Annotated in this window: 10 protein-coding genes; 3 read left to right on the top strand and 7 right to left on the bottom strand. The window is 67.3% G+C overall.

Annotated features, from left to right (window positions below):
• Window positions 1-193: 193 nt before the first annotated feature.
• Together QUE68_RS20605 and QUE68_RS20600 are read left to right on the top strand one after the other, a co-directional pair.
• Complete coding sequence (locus QUE68_RS20605; protein ID WP_284228096.1) at window positions 194-1,069, top strand: potassium channel family protein; 876 nt, start codon at window positions 194-196, stop codon at window positions 1,067-1,069.
• Between the two features lie 24 nt (window positions 1,070-1,093).
• Window positions 1,094-1,228 (top strand): hypothetical protein, encoded by a 135-nt coding sequence (locus tag QUE68_RS20600; RefSeq protein WP_284228095.1) that lies wholly within the window; start codon window positions 1,094-1,096, stop codon window positions 1,226-1,228.
• Here the strand turns inward: QUE68_RS20600 and QUE68_RS20595 are convergent.
• Together QUE68_RS20595 and QUE68_RS20590 are read right to left on the bottom strand one after the other, a co-directional pair.
• Window positions 1,225-2,241, bottom strand: a complete 1,017-nt coding sequence (locus tag QUE68_RS20595) for a zinc-binding alcohol dehydrogenase family protein (protein WP_286274330.1) — start codon at window positions 2,239-2,241, stop codon at window positions 1,225-1,227. The two genes, QUE68_RS20600 and QUE68_RS20595, sit on opposite strands and share 4 nt — an antisense overlap.
• The gene (locus QUE68_RS20590) at window positions 2,238-2,882 is read right to left on the bottom strand and encodes a TetR/AcrR family transcriptional regulator (RefSeq protein ID WP_286274329.1); all 645 of its coding nucleotides are present in this window, start codon (window positions 2,880-2,882) and stop codon (window positions 2,238-2,240) included. Before QUE68_RS20590 ends, QUE68_RS20595 begins: the two co-directional genes overlap by 4 nt.
• A 199-nt stretch (window positions 2,883-3,081) precedes the next feature.
• Here QUE68_RS20590 and QUE68_RS20585 point away from each other — a divergent pair, with 199 nt between their 5' ends.
• Window positions 3,082-4,455, top strand: a complete 1,374-nt coding sequence (locus QUE68_RS20585) for a wax ester/triacylglycerol synthase domain-containing protein (protein ID WP_284228091.1) — start codon at window positions 3,082-3,084, stop codon at window positions 4,453-4,455.
• 4 nt (window positions 4,456-4,459) lie between these two features.
• On the opposite strand, the gene QUE68_RS20580 is transcribed toward QUE68_RS20585, so the two are convergent.
• Genes QUE68_RS20580 through ppsA form a run of 5 tightly spaced genes read right to left on the bottom strand, consistent with a single transcriptional unit; the run spans window position 4,460 to window position 16,764 of the window.
• Window positions 4,460-5,482 (bottom strand): dihydroorotate dehydrogenase-like protein, encoded by a 1,023-nt coding sequence (locus QUE68_RS20580; protein ID WP_284228090.1) that lies wholly within the window; start codon window positions 5,480-5,482, stop codon window positions 4,460-4,462.
• A complete protein-coding gene (nifJ, locus tag QUE68_RS20575) occupies window positions 5,482-9,054 on the bottom strand; it encodes a pyruvate:ferredoxin (flavodoxin) oxidoreductase (protein ID WP_284228089.1) in 3,573 nt (1,190 codons plus the stop codon). Before nifJ ends, QUE68_RS20580 begins: the two co-directional genes overlap by 1 nt.
• Window positions 9,051-10,682: an NAD(P)-binding protein gene (locus QUE68_RS20570; protein WP_286274328.1), complete on the bottom strand. Its 1,632-nt coding sequence runs from the start codon at window positions 10,680-10,682 to the stop codon at window positions 9,051-9,053. The genes nifJ and QUE68_RS20570 overlap by 4 nt, the downstream gene beginning before the upstream one ends.
• A 2-nt stretch (window positions 10,683-10,684) precedes the next feature.
• Window positions 10,685-14,362, bottom strand: a complete 3,678-nt coding sequence (otsB, locus tag QUE68_RS20565) for a trehalose-phosphatase (RefSeq protein ID WP_286274327.1) — start codon at window positions 14,360-14,362, stop codon at window positions 10,685-10,687.
• Entirely contained in the window at window positions 14,359-16,764 is a 2,406-nt protein-coding gene (gene ppsA, locus QUE68_RS20560) for a phosphoenolpyruvate synthase (RefSeq protein WP_286274326.1), read from the bottom strand. The genes otsB and ppsA overlap by 4 nt, the downstream gene beginning before the upstream one ends.
• Window positions 16,765-16,871: the final 107 nt, after the last annotated feature.

The raw sequence follows: 16,871 nt of genomic DNA, 5'->3' as shown, positions 1-16,871 counted from the left end.
CGTCCGGCGCAGCGTGCCCTCCGGCCAGTGGTGCCCTGGGCACTCGAGCGGCGAGTCTGCCCCTCCTCGCCGACGTTGGTTCCGAAGGCCCACGTCTCGCTGACATATCGAGCGCTTGGCCTCATGCTCGAGGGCCTGGCCTAGTAATTCGATTGCGGCACAACCAAAGGGCATCGCGAGGCATGATGATCGCGTGACGAACTGGGTGATCACAGTGGTCGGAGCATTGCTCGTGGCAGTGGTGGTTCGGGACGTGTTCCACACGCTGTTCCATCCGATCGGCCACGGTAGCGTCGCGCCGAAGGTGATGAGGCTCGTCTGGTGGTTGCTGCGGCTGTTTCGGTCCGATCGCAGGATCGCTTCGCTGACGGGCCCGCTCGGGATCGCGCTGGTGGTGTTGACCTGGGGTGCCATGGCCGTTCTCGGTTGGGCCATGCTGTACTTCCCGCAGATGGCGGACGGCTTCGCCTACGGCACCGAACTGAGTCCGTCCGATCGCCACGCCGCATCCGATGCGCTGTACGTGTCGCTGGTGACCATTGGGACGCTCGGAATGGGCGACATCGTGCCGACGTCGGAGTTCCTGCGCGTGATCGTCCCGCTCGAGGCGTTGTTCGGTTTCATGCTCCTGACGGCGGCCGTATCCTGGGTTCTCCAGATCTACCCGGCTCTCGAGCGCAGACGCGTGCTGGCGCTTCAGCTCTCGACTCTGCGTCGGGCACGCGGAGCGAATCCCGACCTCAGTGTCGACAGCATCCCGATCGGCGTGCTCACCGGGTTTGCCGCAGCCATCGTCGAAGCCAGAAACGACTTCACGCAATACGGCGCCACCTATTACTTTCGCGACATCGAAGCGGACGCCTCGTTGGCATCCTCGCTCGACTACGCCGCACGACTCGCCGCCGATGCTGCCGGAAGCACACGGCCAGAGACGCGGCTCGCCGGCGCTCTCATCACCGCTGCCGTCGAGAGTCTCGTCGGACTGCTCAACCAGGAGTTCCTACGACTCGACGGTGACGTCGACGCCGTCATCCAGGCGTACGCCGCGGATCATCGACACGGCAGCTGAGCCAACCGAACGTTGTCGAACGTCATGGTGCTAATCCAATTCCTGGACGCCGCCGCTGACGTCAAGACCTGCCCGCTGATCCACGACGAGCACGGCGCGCAGAGGAAGAGTGCCGACTGGGCGATGTCGAGCGCCCTCGCCAGCGACGAAATCCGCTAGATCGTCAGCACCGCTGCACCCGAGATCCGGCCCGCCGCAAGGTCGCTCAGAGCGACGTCGGCCCGATCGAGCGGATACTGCGGACTGGTGACCTCGAGGTGGTGTTCACCGGCGAGGGCCAGGAACTCGCGGGCGTCGGCACGGGTGTTCGACGTGACCGACCGCACCTGGCGTTCTTGAAAGAGGTGGTGCTGATAGTTCAGCACCGGGATGTCGCTGAGGTGGATGCCGGCGATCGCGAGCGTGCCACCGCGGTCGAGGGCCTCGAGCGCCGGCAACACCAGTTCGCCGACGGGCGCGAAGAGGATTGCCGCGTCGAGCGGCACCGGCGGCCGATCCGCGGCGCCCTGCGCCGACGCGGCGCCGAGGGCCAGTGCCAGTTCCTGTGCTTCGCGACCTCTGGTCATCACGTGGACCTCCGCGCCACGCGCCAACGCCACCTGGGCGGTGATGTGGGCACTTCCGCCGAAGCCATAGATGCCGAGCCTGCCTCCCGGCGGCAGGTCCGCGCGCAGGAGGGCCCGGTAGCCGATGATGCCAGCGCACAGCAGTGGGGCCAACTCGGTGTCGCTGTAACCGACGGGCAGCCGGTGGACGTAATCTGCTGGTGCCGTGACGAATTCGGCATAGCCGCCGTCGGCGTCCCAGCCGGTGTAGCGCGACGCGGGGCACAGGTTCTCGCGATCGTGCACGCAGAAGCGGCAATGTCCGCAGGTGTGCCGCAACCAGGCGACCCCGACCCGGTCACCCGCGGCGACTGCCGAGGTCTCTCCCGGCCCGCGTGACACCACTTCGCCGACCACTTCGTGGCCCGGCGTGACGTGCGCGCGGTGTACCGCCAGATCTCCTTCGGTGACGTGCAAGTCGGTGCGGCACACGCCACAGGCCCGCACGGCGATGAGGACCTCACCGTCGCCGGGTTCCGGCACGTTGACGGTGACGAGTTCGAGCGGTCGGGTGCTCATCGCCCCGGGGATACGCACACGCCATGCGCGCATCGTTCGATCGGTCATCCTCCGACGCTATGCCCCCGGGCGTTAAATACCTCATACATGTTGGCGTCGATCATCAGTCCGTGGGTGTAGAGCTCGATGGCGGGCAAGATCATGTCCTTGGCATAGTCGCGCAGCACCGCGCCCATGTCGGTTGGCGTGGGGTGCATCTGGCGATAGAGCAGGAAGCCGCCGACTCCATTCATGATGAGGAAGCGGGCGCGCCCCTTGGGATCGACGCTGGGCTCGACGGTTCCGTTCGCCACCGCGGTCTCGACGTAGGCCTCGGCGTCGTCGATCATCGCGCGCATCAAGGTGTGACTGAGCTCGTCGCCCGCCTGCAGCGCCTGTGCCAGGTAGGACATCGAGGGGGCGAACGAGTCGATGGTCGCGACCTGGTCGAGCAGTGTGCCGGGGTCTTCGTTGGCCAGCGCCTCGGTCTTCATCGAGCGAATCGACGACAGCACGGCCTCGTCGCAGGCGGCGCGCAGGCCGTTGATGGATCCGAACAGATCGCTCAGGGTCGACACGTCCACGTCGAGCGCGATCGAGACCTCGAGCATCGACTGGTCGAAGCCGAATCGTCCGAAATGCTCGATCGCCTCGGAGCGGAGTCGGTCGAGCACCGTGGGTCCGAGCGCTTCGTACCGAACTGTGGGCATGGTGTCCTCCGTGGACGGCATCTGGATGTGGGTCCAGTTGACCGTGATCGCCGACGTTCCAGTAGGGACCTTCGGCCCGTTTAGCGTGCCGAAGGGCCGGAGCTGGCCGCAGCGCCGAAGGCCACCTCCTCGAAGGACCTAGGTCACCTGCGGAGCGGAGCTGCTACCGGGGGCCGACGCGGGTCGTAGCTTGGGGCGAATGGCCGAGTTCTTGCGCAACAGCGATGCGTTCACCTGGGCGATGGAGAGCGATCCTCGATTGCGGTCCACCGTGGTCACCGTGGTGGTGCTCGAGCGCTCTCCGGACTGGGACGAGGTGCGCAGCCGTTTCGACCTCATCTCGCGCGAGGTATCGATGTTCCGACAGCGGGTCGTGCCCTCTCCACCGCCCGCGCCGCCGCGGTGGGAGTCCGCGCCGAACTTCGACCTCGGCTTTCACATGCGCAGGGTGACGGCGCCCGCGCCCGGCACGTTCGACACGGTGTTGGAGATGGCCAGAGTCGCCGCGATGGAGGACTTCGACAGAGCACGACCGCTATGGGAGGCCACGCTGGTCGATGGCCTCGAAAACGATGGCGCTGCCATGGTCCTGAAGTTCCATCACGCCCTCACCGACGGTGTGGGAGGCGTCCAGATCGGCATGCTCCTGTTCGACCTCACCGAGGACGCCGAGAGGCTCGAACCGTTGGGGGAGCTGCCCGAGGTGCACCCGTCGCCATGGCTGAGCGGCTATCGGGACACCGCGTGGTACGACGCCCGACTGGTCGGCACCGCCGTCACGGACACGTTGAAGACCGCCCCGAGGCTGATCTCCGACGGTATCCGGCGGCCGCTGCGCACTGCGTCCGCCGCGGTCGAGACGGCGGCATCGTTGTACCGCTTCGTGCGTCCGGTCAATCGGACGGGTTCGGCACTGATGAGCGAGCGCAGTCTCACTCGACATCTCGGCGTGCTCGAGGTTCCCTTCGCGCAGCTGCGCGAAGCCGCCCACCGCGCCGACGGTGCGTTGAACGACGCGTTCGTTGCGGGCGTGACCGGAGGGCTGCGCCGCTACCACGAGAGGCACGACGTCACCGTCGGCGACCTCCATCTCACGATGCCGATCAGTGTGCGGGAAGACGGCGACGAGCTGGGTGGCAACCGAATCACCCTGATGCGCTTCGACGTACCTGTCGGCGTAGCCGACCCGGCGCAACGAATCCGCGAGATTCGCGAGAGGACCAACCGGGTGCGCAACGAGAAGTCGGTGCCCTACACGCAGCGGATAGCGGGGGTTATGAACATGATGCCGCGCTGGTACATCGGGTCGATCCTGCGCCACGTTGACTTCCTGTGCAGTGACGTGCCGGGCATTCCGGTACCGGTGTTCCTCGGCGGAGCAAGGGTGCTGACCCAGTACGGTTTCGGCCCGACCGTGGGCGCCGCGGTCAACGTCACGTTGCTGACCTACGCGGACATCTGCGCGCTGGGCATCGACGTGGACACCGGCGCGATCCCCGACTACGACGTGTTCGCCGACTGCCTCGCCGAGGGTTTCGACGAAGTACTGGCGCTTGCGGCGTCGCCGACCTGATCGGTCACCTGACTTCGCCCCAGGTCCCGTAGTCGCCGTGGTTGGCTCGTCGCATGGTGCTCACGTAGTCCCCGCGTTCGCGCGCCACCTCGTCGGTTCCCAACGGCACGGCGAGGAGCCCGCGGACGTCGTCGATCGAGCCGTATCCCTTGCGTTCCATCCACGCGCGCAACTCGTCGAGCATGACCGTGGCGTAACCGGGACCGTGGCGCAGCAGGGCCGACGCGGTCATCACCACGTTCGCCCCCGCCAGCAGGTACTTGATCAGCTCCGTCGAACCCTCGACGCCGGTCGTCGCGGCGAGCGACGCATCGATCCGGCCGTGCAACAACGCGATCCACGTCATGGGCAGGCGAGCCTCGCTGGCCCGCGACAACGCCAATCCGGGTGCCACGGCTAGGGTCTCGACGTCGACGTCGGGTTGCAGGAACCGGTTGAACAGCACCAACCCGTCGGCGCCGGCGAGGTCGAGGCTTCGCGCCATCTCGGCCGTCGCGCTGAAGTACGGACTGAGCTTCACGGCCACCGGTACGCTCACCGCGTCCTTGACGGCGGCGAGGATGTCGAGGTGACGTCGTTCGACGTCGCGGCCGGAGACGTGGGCATCACCCGGCAGGTAGTAGACGTTCAATTCGATTGCGGCCGCGCCGGATTCCTGCATCGCGTGCGCGTAGCGAGCCCAGCTCCCCGGCGTACTGCCGTTGAGGCTGGCGATCACTGGCACCGAGACCGCGGCGCTCGCGCGTTCCAGCAGGCTCAGGTACTGCCGGGGGCCGTGGTCCACCTCGGCGGTCCGCGGAAAGTACGACAGTGACTCGCCGAAGCTCTCCGAGCCCGCCTGGCTCAGTTGGGCATCGCGTTCGGCCTCGGCCCGCAGCTGTTCCTCGAACAGCGAATAGAGCACCACCGCACCCACTCCGGCGTCGGCGAGGCGTTTGACCCCGTCGACGGTCTTGGACAGCGGGGATGCCGACGCGATCAGAGGATTGCTCAGGGTCAGGCCCAGATAGCGGGTCGCGAGATCCATCATCGTTCCCTACGCGCGTCGGGATGGAAGTGTTCGGGTCCACGGGAAGCCATCTCCTCGTAGACGTTCCACCGTTGTTCGATCGCCAGCTCCGCCAACCCGAGCAGCCGTTCGGCCTCCTCGGGATCGGAGTTGGCCAGGGCACGGTACCGAAGCTCTCGGTAGACGTAGTCGGAGAGAGGGATCCGCGGTCGATGTGAATCGAGCAGGAAGGGGTTCTTGCCGGCCGCCCTGAGCACCGGGTCGTAGCGCAGCAGCGGCCAGTGTCCGCTGGCGACCGCACGGTACTGCTGATCCATGCCCAGGCTCATGTCGATGCCATGGGCGATGCAGTGGCTGTAGGCGATGATCAGGGACGGTCCGTCGTACGCCTCGGCCTCGCGGAAGGCCTGCAGGGTCTGCTGCGAGTCGGCACCCATCGCCACCTTGGCGACGTACACGCTGCCGTACGCAATCGCCTGCAGGGCAAGGTCCTTCTTGGGCACCGTCTTGCCCGCGGCGGCGAACTTCGCGACCGCTCCCAGCGGCGTCGACTTGGACATCTGACCGCCGGTGTTCGAGTACACCTCGGTGTCGAGCACCAGCACGTTGACGTTGCGTCCGCTGGCCAGCACGTGGTCGAGACCACCAGAACCGATGTCGTAGGCCCAGCCGTCGCCGCCGACGATCCACACGCTGCGCCGGACCAGGTGATCGATCACGCTGCGCAGATCGGCGCTCGTTGCCGGATCAATGTCGTCGAGCCTGTCGCGGAGCTCGGCGATACGGCCGCGCTGCGCGGCGAACTCCGACTCCCTCTGCTGCGGTGCGGTCAGGATCGCGTCCACCAACTCCGCACCGACTTCGGTGCGGAGCTCGCCCAGGCGGCGCGTGGCCAGGTCGACGTGCCCGTCGCTGGCCAGACGCAGGCCGAGCCCGAACTCGGCGTTGTCCTCGAACAGGGAGTTCGACCAGGCCGGCCCCCGCCCGTCGGCGTCGGTGGTCCACGGTGTCGTCGGCAGACTGCCGCCGTAGATCGACGAACAGCCCGTGGCGTTCGCCACCATCAGCCGATCACCGAACAGCTGCGAGAGCAGCTTGAGGTACGGCGTCTCGCCGCAACCCGCGCACGCGCCGGAGAACTCGAACAGCGGTTGCAGGAACTGCGTCCCACGCACCGTGCCGAAGTCGACCCTGGCCCGGTCATTCGTCGGGAGCGACTCGAAGAAGTCGATGTTCACCCGCTCGGTGGCCACCCGCACGTCGGCGGGACCGAGGTTGATCGCCTTGGTGGTCGCGACGCCGGGAAGGACGACGGGGCACGCCTCGACGCACAGGCCGCAGCCCGTGCAGTCTTCGACGTAGACCTGCAGCGAGAACTTGGCATTCGGCAGGCCGACCGCATCCAGCGGTGCCGAGTCGAAATCCGCAGGTGCCCCATCCAATCGAGACTCGTCGTAGAACTTGGACCGAATCACCCCGTGTGGGCAGACGAACGCACAATTTCCACACTGGATGCAGCTATCCGGATCCCAGACCGCGACGAGCTCGGAGATGTTGCGCTTCTCGTAGGCCGTGGTGCCGCTGGGGTAGGTACCGTCCACCGGAAGTGCGCTGACGGGCAACGCATTCCCGCGCCCGGCCATCATCTCCGCGGTGACGGTCCTGACGAAGTCCGGCGCCGAGGCGGGGACCATCGGTGCTGCCACGCGGGTGGAGGTCAGCTGGTCGGGGACGTCGACTCGATGAAGCCCGGCGACGGCGCTGTCGACCGCGGCCAGTTCCTTGGCCACCACCTCGGGGCCACGCTTGCCGTAGGTCTTCTCGACCGATTCCTTGATCCGCGTGATGGCCAGCTCGCTCGGAAGCACGTTCGAGATCGCGAAGAAGCAGGTCTGCAGGATGACGTTGATGCGACCGGCCAGCCCGGCCTCTCGGGCGATCCGATCGGCGTCGACGGTGTAGAGCGCGATCCCCTTGTCGAGGATCTGTCGCTGCACCCTCTGGGGCAGCGCATCCCAGACCTTCTCCGGTGGACGTCGACAGTTGAGCAGCAGCGTGGCGCCGCGGGCCGCCCGACCGAGGACGTCGACGTTGTCGAGGAATCGAAACTGATGGCAGCCAATGAAATTGGCCCCGTTCACCAGGTAGGGGGCGCGAATCGGATTTGGCCCGAACCTCAAATGGGACTCGGTCTGCGAGCCCGACTTCTTCGAGTCGTAGACGAAGTAGGCCTGCGCGTGCAGACCCTCTTCGGCGCCCAAGATCTTGATCGTGTTCTTGTTCGCTCCGACCGTACCGTCCGAGCCCAGCCCGAAGAAGACCGCGCGGACCGTGTCCGGAGACTCGATGTCGAAGGACGGGTCGTAGTCGATGCTGGTGTGCGAGACGTCGTCGTCGATGCCGATGGTGAACCGTCGCCGCGGGTGGTCGCCGGCCAGTTCGGCGAACACCCCGGCGACCATGGCGGGCGTGAACTCCTTGGAGGACAGACCGTACCGTCCGCCGCACACGCGGGGCATCACCGCCCGGGTGCCGTCCGCGCAGGCGTCGGCGAGCGCCGCCACCACGTCGAGGTACAGCGGCTCACCGATCGAACCGGGTTCCTTCGTCCGGTCCAGCACGCCGACGGTGCGGACGGTCTCGGGCAGTGCCGCCATCAGCGCCTCGGTCGGAAACGGCCGGTACAAGCGCATCTGCACCACCCCGACCCGCTCACCGCGTGCGACGAGGGCGGCGACGGTCTCCTGGACGGTCTGAGCCCCGGAACCCATGACCACCAGGACCCGATCGGCCTCGGGATGTCCCGAGTACTCGACGATGCCCATGGTCCGCCCGGTGCGTTCACCCAGGCGGGCCATCAGTTCCTCGACCACGGCCGGAACCGGGGCGTAGAACGGGTTCACCGTCTCCCTGGCCTGGAAGTAGACGTCGGGGTTCTGGGCAGTGCCGCGGATGAACGGATGCTCGGGGGTGAGGGCCCGCCCGCGGTGGGCCCAGATCAGTTCCTCGGGCACCAGCGCCCGCAGGTCGTCGTCGGAGAGCGTCTCGATGGTGTTGATCTCGTGGGAGGTGCGGAACCCGTCGAAGAAGTGCACGAACGGGATTCGGGTCGCCAGGGTGGCGGCCTGGGAGACCAGCGCGAGGTCGTGCGCCTCCTGCACCGAGGCCGACGCGAGGAGCGCGAACCCCGTCTGCCGAACGGCCATCACGTCGGAGTGGTCCCCGAAGATCGACAACCCCTGCGCCGCCACCGATCGCGCCGCGACGGTGATGACGGCCGAGGTGAGTTCACCGGCGATCTTGTACATGTTGGGGATCATCAGCAGCAGACCCTGCGATGAGGTGAACGTCGTGGCCAACGCGCCGCTCTGCAGCGCGCCGTGGAGAGCGCCGGCCGCACCGCCCTCGCTCTGCATCTCGACCACCGTCGGGACGCTGCCCCACGCGTTGGGCCGCTGCGCGCTGGACCATTCGTCGGCCAGTTCCGCCATCGGTGACGACGGGGTGATCGGGTAGATGCAGCACACTTCGTTGAGGCGGTAGGCCACCGAGACGGCCGCCTCGTTGCCGTCCATCGTGGCGCGGGTCATGTTGGCTCCGGAAACATCTCGATGGCGTGGACCGGACATTGATCGGCGCAGACGGCGCAACCCGTGCAGGTGTCGTAGTCGAACTCGTAGCGGAGGCCGATGCCCAGCTTGATCACCGAGTCCTCGGGGCACGCCCCGAGACAGCCGTCGCATTCGAAGCAGTTACCGCAGGAGAGGCAGCGTCCCGCCTCGAATGTCGCCGCCTCGGCGGACAGGCCGCCCACGACTTCGTCGAAGCTTCCGACGCGGACCGCCGGCGGCACTTCGGGCTGTTCGCGTCGCTGGGCCTCACCGAAGAACCACGGGTGCAGCGAATCGAACTCTGCGATCGGATGTTTCGGCGACGTCGCGAGGGTCTCGTCGCGGAGCCACGCGTCGATGTGACGCGCCGCCTTCTTGCCGTGTCCGACGCCGACCGTGACGGTGCGCTCACCGGGCACCATGTCACCGCCGGCGAACACACCCGGACAGCCGGTCATCAGCGACTCCGACACCCGCACCAGACCTTCGGAATCGAATTCCACCCCTGGCAGCGTCCGCATGAAACCCGACTCGGTCTCCTGACCGAGCGCCATGATCAGCGTGTCCGCCGCGAGGGTCTCCATGCGTCCGGTCGGGCGCGGATAACCCGAGTCGTCGAGTTCCATGACCTCGACGGTCAATTCGGGGCCGTCGAAGGCGGTGACCGTTCGCAACCAGTTGATGCGCACGCCCTCCCGCTCGGCGTCGCTCGCCTCGTCGGTGTGGGCGGGCATCTGTTCGCGGGTTCGGCGGTACACGATCACGGCGTCCTCGGCGCCAAGACGCCGGGCCACCCGGGCCGCATCCATCGCGGTGTTGCCGCCGCCATACACCGCGACGTGCTTGCCGATCGACGGCGGGGCACCTTCGGCGACGTCGTGCAGGAAGGAGACGGCGTCTATCATCGGGCCGGCGTCCCGCGCCGGGATGTCGACGCGTTTGGCCAGATGCGCGCCGACCGCGACGAATACCGCGTCGAAGTCGCCGGCCTCGCGCTCGGCGGCGAGGTCGACGACGGGATGGTCGAACGTCAGTCGCACACCCATTGCCGCAATCCGCGCGACTTCGTCGTCGAGTACGTCGCGGGGCAGCCGGTAGCGGGGAATGCCGTAGCGCATCATCCCGCCCGGCGCCGCACCTGCGTCGCGCACCTCCACCTGATGACCGACCCGCGCCAGGTGGTAGGCGGCGGACAGTCCGCTGGGCCCTGCTCCGACGACGAGCACGCGCTTACCGGTCGAGGCGGGCGGCGGGTCGAAGGCCCAACCCCGTTCTGTCGCCAGATCGCCGAGGAACCGCTCCACCGAGTGAATCGACACCGAGCTGTCGAGATGCGCTCGGTTGCAGACGGTTTCGCACGGGTGGTAGCAGACCCGGCCGTGGATCGCCGCGAACGGGTTGTCCTTGACGAGCTGTCGCCACGCCGCTTCGTGGTGGCCTGCGGTGGCGTGGGCCAGCCAGGCCTGGATGTTCTCGCCCGCGGGACACCCGGTGTTGCACGGCGGCAACAGGTCGACGTACACGGGTCGGCGCGCGCGCACCGGGCCTGCGCTGGCATGTCCGGCGGCGAGGTTGGCCAGCGGTGTGACGTCCGCGGAGTCGGCCATGGTCAACCGGGGAATCGGACGGTGGTCCCCGGCATCAGCTGAACGACGCGACCGCGGCACTCCACCTCGATGCCATCGGCGTCGCGGGGATCCACGCTGATGATGACGCCCTTCCCGCTGATCCGCAGGTGCAGGTGCAGGCCGCGATAGTGGATCGGCATCGCCAGCACACCAAGCGATTCCGGCCAGTACGGCGACAGGATGATGCGGTTGGACCGCGTCTCCAGCCCGGTGAAGCACCGCTGCATGAGGTCGACGGTGCCCGCCATGGCAGCCAGGTGGATGCCCTCGGAGGTGGTGCCGCCCTGGATGTCGGAGACGTCGGACTTGAGGGCCTGCTGGAAGAATTCGAGGGCGCGGTCGCGGTTGGCCCTGGCGAGCACCCAGGTGTGCACGACACCGCTCAGGGTCGAGCCGTGGGACGTGCGGGCCAGGTAGTAGTCCACCATGTGCGGTACCTGGTCGGGGGGGAAGCGATAACCGAGCCGGTCGAGCAGCTCGTGCAACTCGGTGGCCGACATCAGGTAGAGCAACATCAACGCATCGGCCTGTTTGGAGGCCTTGTAGCGGTTGACGTCGTCGCCCTCGGCTTCGAGGATTCGGTCGAGGCGTTGGATGTTGCCGTACTGGCCGCGGAGCCGGTCCCAGTCCAGTTCGGCCAGTTCGCCGTAACCCTCGAACTGGCTGATGACGCCGTCGTGGAACGGAACGTACATCCGCCTGCTGACCTTCTCCCAATGTGCGAGTTCCGCACTGTGCAGGCCGAGCTTCTCCCGCAGGTCGAGACGATTCGGCAAGGGCAGCAGCGTCAGTGCGTCGAGGGCGTGCACGATCACCCACACGGCCATCACGTTGGTGTAGGCGTTGTTGTCGATGCCGTCGTACGGTGCGTGCGGATAGCCAGAGTGGAATTCGTCGGGTCCGATCACGCCTCGGATGACGAATCGTTCCCGACTCTCGTCGTACGAGGCCAGGCTGACGAAGAACCGGGCGACCTCCGCCAGCAGCTCGGCGCCGTAGTCGATCAGGTACGCGAGGTCACCGGTGACCTGATAGAACTTCCACGAGTTGTACGCCACGGCGATGCCGATGTGGTGGGCGCGCGCGCTGGCGTCCGGGTTCCAATGCCCGCTCCGCGGATTGAGGTGCAGCCGTTGACTTTCCTCGCGTCCGTCACTGCCCGACTGCCACGGATACATCGCTCCCCGGTGGCCAGCGGCGCGGGCAGCGTGGCGGGCCTCGTCCAGGCGCCGGTAGCGGTAGCTCAGCAGTGACCGAGTGATCATGGGCAACCGCAGGTTGAGGACGGGGAAGATGAACAGCTCGTCCCAGAAGATGTGCCCGCGATACGCCTCCCCGTGCAGTCCCCGCGCGGGCACCCCGACGTCGAGGTCGGCGGTGTTCGGGGACACCGTCTGCACGAGGTGCAGCAGATGCAGGCGCAGGATCTTCAACTCGTCGCCGAAGTCGTCGAACTCGATGGAGAGGCGTTCCCACAAGTGTCGCCACTCGGTCAGGTGGCCCTGGAGCAACTCGTCGAACCGACCGAGCCGGGTCACCCAGCGCTCGGCGTCCACGGCGGGTTCGGACGTTGCCACGTCGCGGCCGGTGTAAACCGTGACCACCTTCTCGACGGTCACCGATTCACCAGCCGAGAGCCGCACGGCGATGTCGTGACCGATCTCGGCGCGGTCCTCGAACAGGCGGTGGGTGGCCGCCACCGGTTCGCCGTTGCGCCATGCGGTGCTTCGCGCCGCCATCGCGACGGGAATGCGGGATTGGTTCGTCTGCACCGACAGGAGGACGGAATCCTCACCGATGGCGTGCTTGTCCAGCAGGTCGAGATGCTCGTCGGCCAGATCCCGGTACCGCTCGACCAGGGAGTTGGTAACGTTGCCGTCCACGGTGGCGCGGAACTCGATGGTCCCGGACCAGTCCTCGGCCACGACCGTCGTCTCCAGCGCGGCGACGTGCGGCATGTGCATCGCCACGAACCGGCGCTGCGTCAGCGTGCTGGTGTGGCCGGCCCCGTCGCGAAAGCGCACCACCCGCGTCAGCACCGCACCGCGCAAGTCCAGGGTCTGCCGATAGGACAGCACCGTCACCTCGTCGACGTCGAACCAGTCGCCGTCGTCGATCCGGAAGGTCAGCGCCAGCCAGTTGGGCAGATTGACCAGGCTCTCATTGTCGATCTCGGTTCCGGACACGTCGTCGACGAGGCGGTTGAACAACCCTGCCGCATAGGTGCCCGGGTAGTGCACCTGCGCCGCCTTGCACTCGGGGGCAGCACCCCTCGTGGCGAAGTAGCCGTTGCCCGACGTGCACAAAGCCTCGCGGAGTTTCTCCTCCTGCGGGTCGTATCCGTCGAAGACGTAATCCCATGCCGTCTTGGATGATTCATGCTTGAGCTCGAGCCACCGCGACCCACGCGCGATGAACTCGGCGACCTGTCCGGGATTGTCGAGGGCGAAGTGGGCGGCCGACTTGCGGTCACCGTCCTCGTCGTGTCCGACCACGACGCCGATGCCGTCGAACTGCACCGCATCGAACGCGTCCTCGTCGGTGAGGTCGTCACCGACGTAGATGGGCAGCAGCGATCCTGACGGGTCGACGTGGTCGCGGATCCAGGCCAGCGTGCTGCCCTTGTCCCAGTCGAGGTTGGGGCGCAACTCGACGAGCTTGCGCCCAGCGGTCACCCGCAGGCCGTCGCGGGCACCAAGCTGATGTACCGCCGCCACCACCGCACCGACCCGCTCGCGCTCCACCTCGCGATAGTGCACCGCGACGGCGAAGCGCTTGTGCTCCACGCGAACTCCCGGAACGTCGGCCAGGTGACGGCTGAGTTCGGCGGCGGCCCGCTCGAGCACGTCGATGAACGCGGCCGCTGCCTCGTTGCAGTGGCGGGTGCCGTCCGGTCCCGTCAGTTCGAAACCGTGGCTGCCCGCGTACCAGATGCCGGGGATGTTCACCCGGTTCGTGATGTCGGCGAGGTCGCGGCCGCTGAGGATGGCGACCGGGCATACGGTGGTGGCCAGTCTCAGCGCGTCGGCGGCGCCGTCGCCGAGAACGGCTGCGGCAGGATCGGAGACGATGGGGGACAGCGTTCCGTCGTAGTCGAGGAACAGCATCGAGTCCCGCACGCTGGTGATGCCGATCAGCTGGCCGTAGGCGGCCAGCGCGTTGGGGAGTCCGGAGACCCGCGTGTCGCCCGTGCGCACGGCGATGTCGGCCAGTTCGGTGACCACCACGTCGGCGCCGCTGCGCCGCATGCCGTCGGCGCGTCCGGTGCCGTCGATGCCGATGACGAGGGAGAACCCGCCTTCTCGACCTGCCGCTACCCCGACACTCGAGCGTTCGATGACCACACATCGCTGCGGGCGTGCCCCGAGTTGGCGGGCGGCGTCCAGCAGTACGGCGGGGTCGGGTTCGTCCGCGGTGCCGCGCTCACCATCCGCCCCGTCGATGCAGACGCCGAACAAGCCGTCGACACCCGCCTTCTTCAATTCCCGACGGCAGTGTGGGCTCGATGAATAGCCCGCGATCACGACGCCTTCGCCGTGTAGCTTGCGCGCGAGATCAACGGTGGCGCCGACGAGTTCGGCGTCATCCGAGCGCGCGCCATCCAGGTCGAGGAGCACCGCGTCGTGGTAGCGCGGGTCGATGGTGACGGGCAGGCTCATGACACGGGAGCGGGGTCGAGCTGACGTTCCAGCTCAAGCACCTGGCGGGTGGTCTTGACCACCGTGTCGGGATTCAGGCTCATCGAGTCGATGCCCAACTGGACCAGGAATTCGGCCATGTCGGGGTAGTCCGACGGCGCCTGTCCGCACAAGCCGGAGTGAATCCCGTTGCGTCGACACCCCTCCACCGCCATTCGGATCATCTCCTTGACGCCCTCGTCGCGTTCGTCGTAGTCGAACGCCACGATCTCGCTGTCGCGGTCGACCCCCAGGGTCAGCTGCGTGAGGTCGTTCGAGCCGATCGAGAAGCCGTCGAAGCGCTTGGCGAATTCGTCGATCAGGATGACGTTGTTGGGGATCTCGCACATCGCGTAGACCTCGAGGCCGTTCTCCCCGCGCCGCAGCCCGAGGTCGGCCATGGTCTGCAGTACCAGGTCGGCCTCGGCCACCCGACGCACGAACGGAAGCATGAGGACCACGTTGGTGAGCCCCATCTGATCGCGGACCCGTCGCATCGCCTGGCACTCCAGCGCGAACCCTTCGGCGTAGGCCGGGTGCCCGTACCGCGAGGCGCCACGGAAGCCGAGCATCGGGTTGCTCTCGGTCGGTTCGAAGCCCTGCCCGCCGAGCAGGCTGGCGTACTCGTTGGTCTTGAAGTCCGACATCCGTACCACCACGGGCTTGGGCCAGAAGGCGGCGGCGATCGTGCCGATGCCCTCGGAGAGCCGCTCGACGAAGAACGCGCTCCCGTCGACGTAACCCGTCGTGAGCCGGGCGATCTCGCGGCGCGCGTCGGGATCGGCGACCTTCTCCGGGTGCAGCAGAGCCAGGGGGTGCACCCGGATGTACTCGCTGATGATGAACTCCATCCGGGCGAGTCCGACACCGTCATTCGGCAGGAACGACGTCTTGAACGCCAGGTCGGGGTTGCCCAGGTTCAGCATGATGTGCGTCCGTGGCCGGGGCATGTCACCGACCTCGATGCGGTCCACGTGGTAACCCACGGCGCCCTCGTACACCCGACCCGAGTCGCCCTCGGCGCAGGAGACGGTGACCACGGCGCCGTCGGGCACGCCGGTGGTGGCGTCGCCGGTGCCGACCACCGCGGGGATGCCGAGCTCGCGGGCGATGATCGAGGCGTGGCAGGTGCGGCCGCCGCGGTTGGTGACGATCGCGGCGGCCGTCTTCATCACCGGTTCCCAGTCGGGTGTGGTGGTGTCGGCGACCAGCACCTGACCGGGCTTGAAATCTGCCAGCTGGGAGAGGTTCTCGATGCGCTTCACCGCGCCCGTGGCGATTCGCTCACCGACGGAACGGCCCTCGGCGAGGACCGCGCCGCGCCCCTCGAGGACGTAGGTCTCGAGTGCGGTCACGCTGTGCTGGGAGGCCACCGTCTCGGGACGGGCCTGGACGATGTAGAGCTTTCCGTCGAGGCCGTCCTTGGCCCACTCCATGTCCATCGGTCGGCCGTAGTGCTTCTCGATCGCGCAGGCGTAGCCCGCCAGTTCCAGCACGTCGTCATCGGTGAGGCAGAACCGGGTCCGGTCGGCCTTCGGCGTGGGAACGTTTCGCGTGGAGTACTTCGTCTCGCCGTCGACCAAAATCATCTTCACCGCCTTGTCGCCGATGAGCCGGCGCAGGACGGCGCGGTGACCCGCGAGGTAGGTCGGCTTGTGCACGTAGTACTCGTCGGGATCGACCGCACCCTGGACGACGTTCTCGCCGAGGCCGTAGGCGCCCGTGACGAATACGGCGTCACGGAACCCTGATTCGGTGTCGAGGGAGAACATCACGCCCGACGAGGCGATGTCGGAGCGCACCATCTTCATCACGCCGATCGACAGGGCGACCTTGAAGTGGTCGAAGCCCTGGTCGATCCGGTAGTGGATCGCGCGGTCAGTGAAAAGGCTTGCGAAACAACGACGGCACGTGTCGAGCAGACTCTCCTCACCCTTGATGTTGAGGTAGGAGTCCTGCTGGCCCGCGAAGCTGGCCGTCGGCAGGTCCTCGGCGGTTGCCGAGCTTCGTACCGCCAGGCTCACGTCCTCGCCGTACTCCCGCTGTAGGGCGCGGTAGCCGTCCAGGATCTGGGCGGCCAGATCCTTGGGCAGACCGGCGCCGTACACGATCTCTCTGGCGCGCTTGGCCTTTCGCGCCAGGGCCGCCACGTCGTCGGGATCCAGATCGTCCAGCTCGGCGTGCAGGCGCTCCCAGGCGCCCGCCTCGTCCAGCATGTGGCGGTACGCCGCGGCAGTGATCGCGAACCCGTGTGGGATGCGGACCCCCTGTCCGGACAGGTGCTGGAACATCTCGCCCAGCGAGGCGTTCTTGCCACCTACGAGTGGCACGTCGTCGATGCCGAAGGCCTCGAAGAACTGGACATAGGAAGGTGTGCTCGTCACGGGTGCAAACGCTCGCACGCCCACCAATCCCGAGACAGGGCCGAAGGTCACTCCAATGGTCAACAGTCCGAAATGACTTGGGACTTTGTCCTCTGCCGCCGTAGGCC

This window comes from Mycolicibacterium sp. TUM20985 (assembly GCF_030295745.1).
GTDB lineage: Bacteria > Actinomycetota > Actinomycetes > Mycobacteriales > Mycobacteriaceae > Mycobacterium.
Note: the sequence above shows the minus strand (reverse complement) of the source record. Positions and strands in the feature narration are given on the sequence as shown.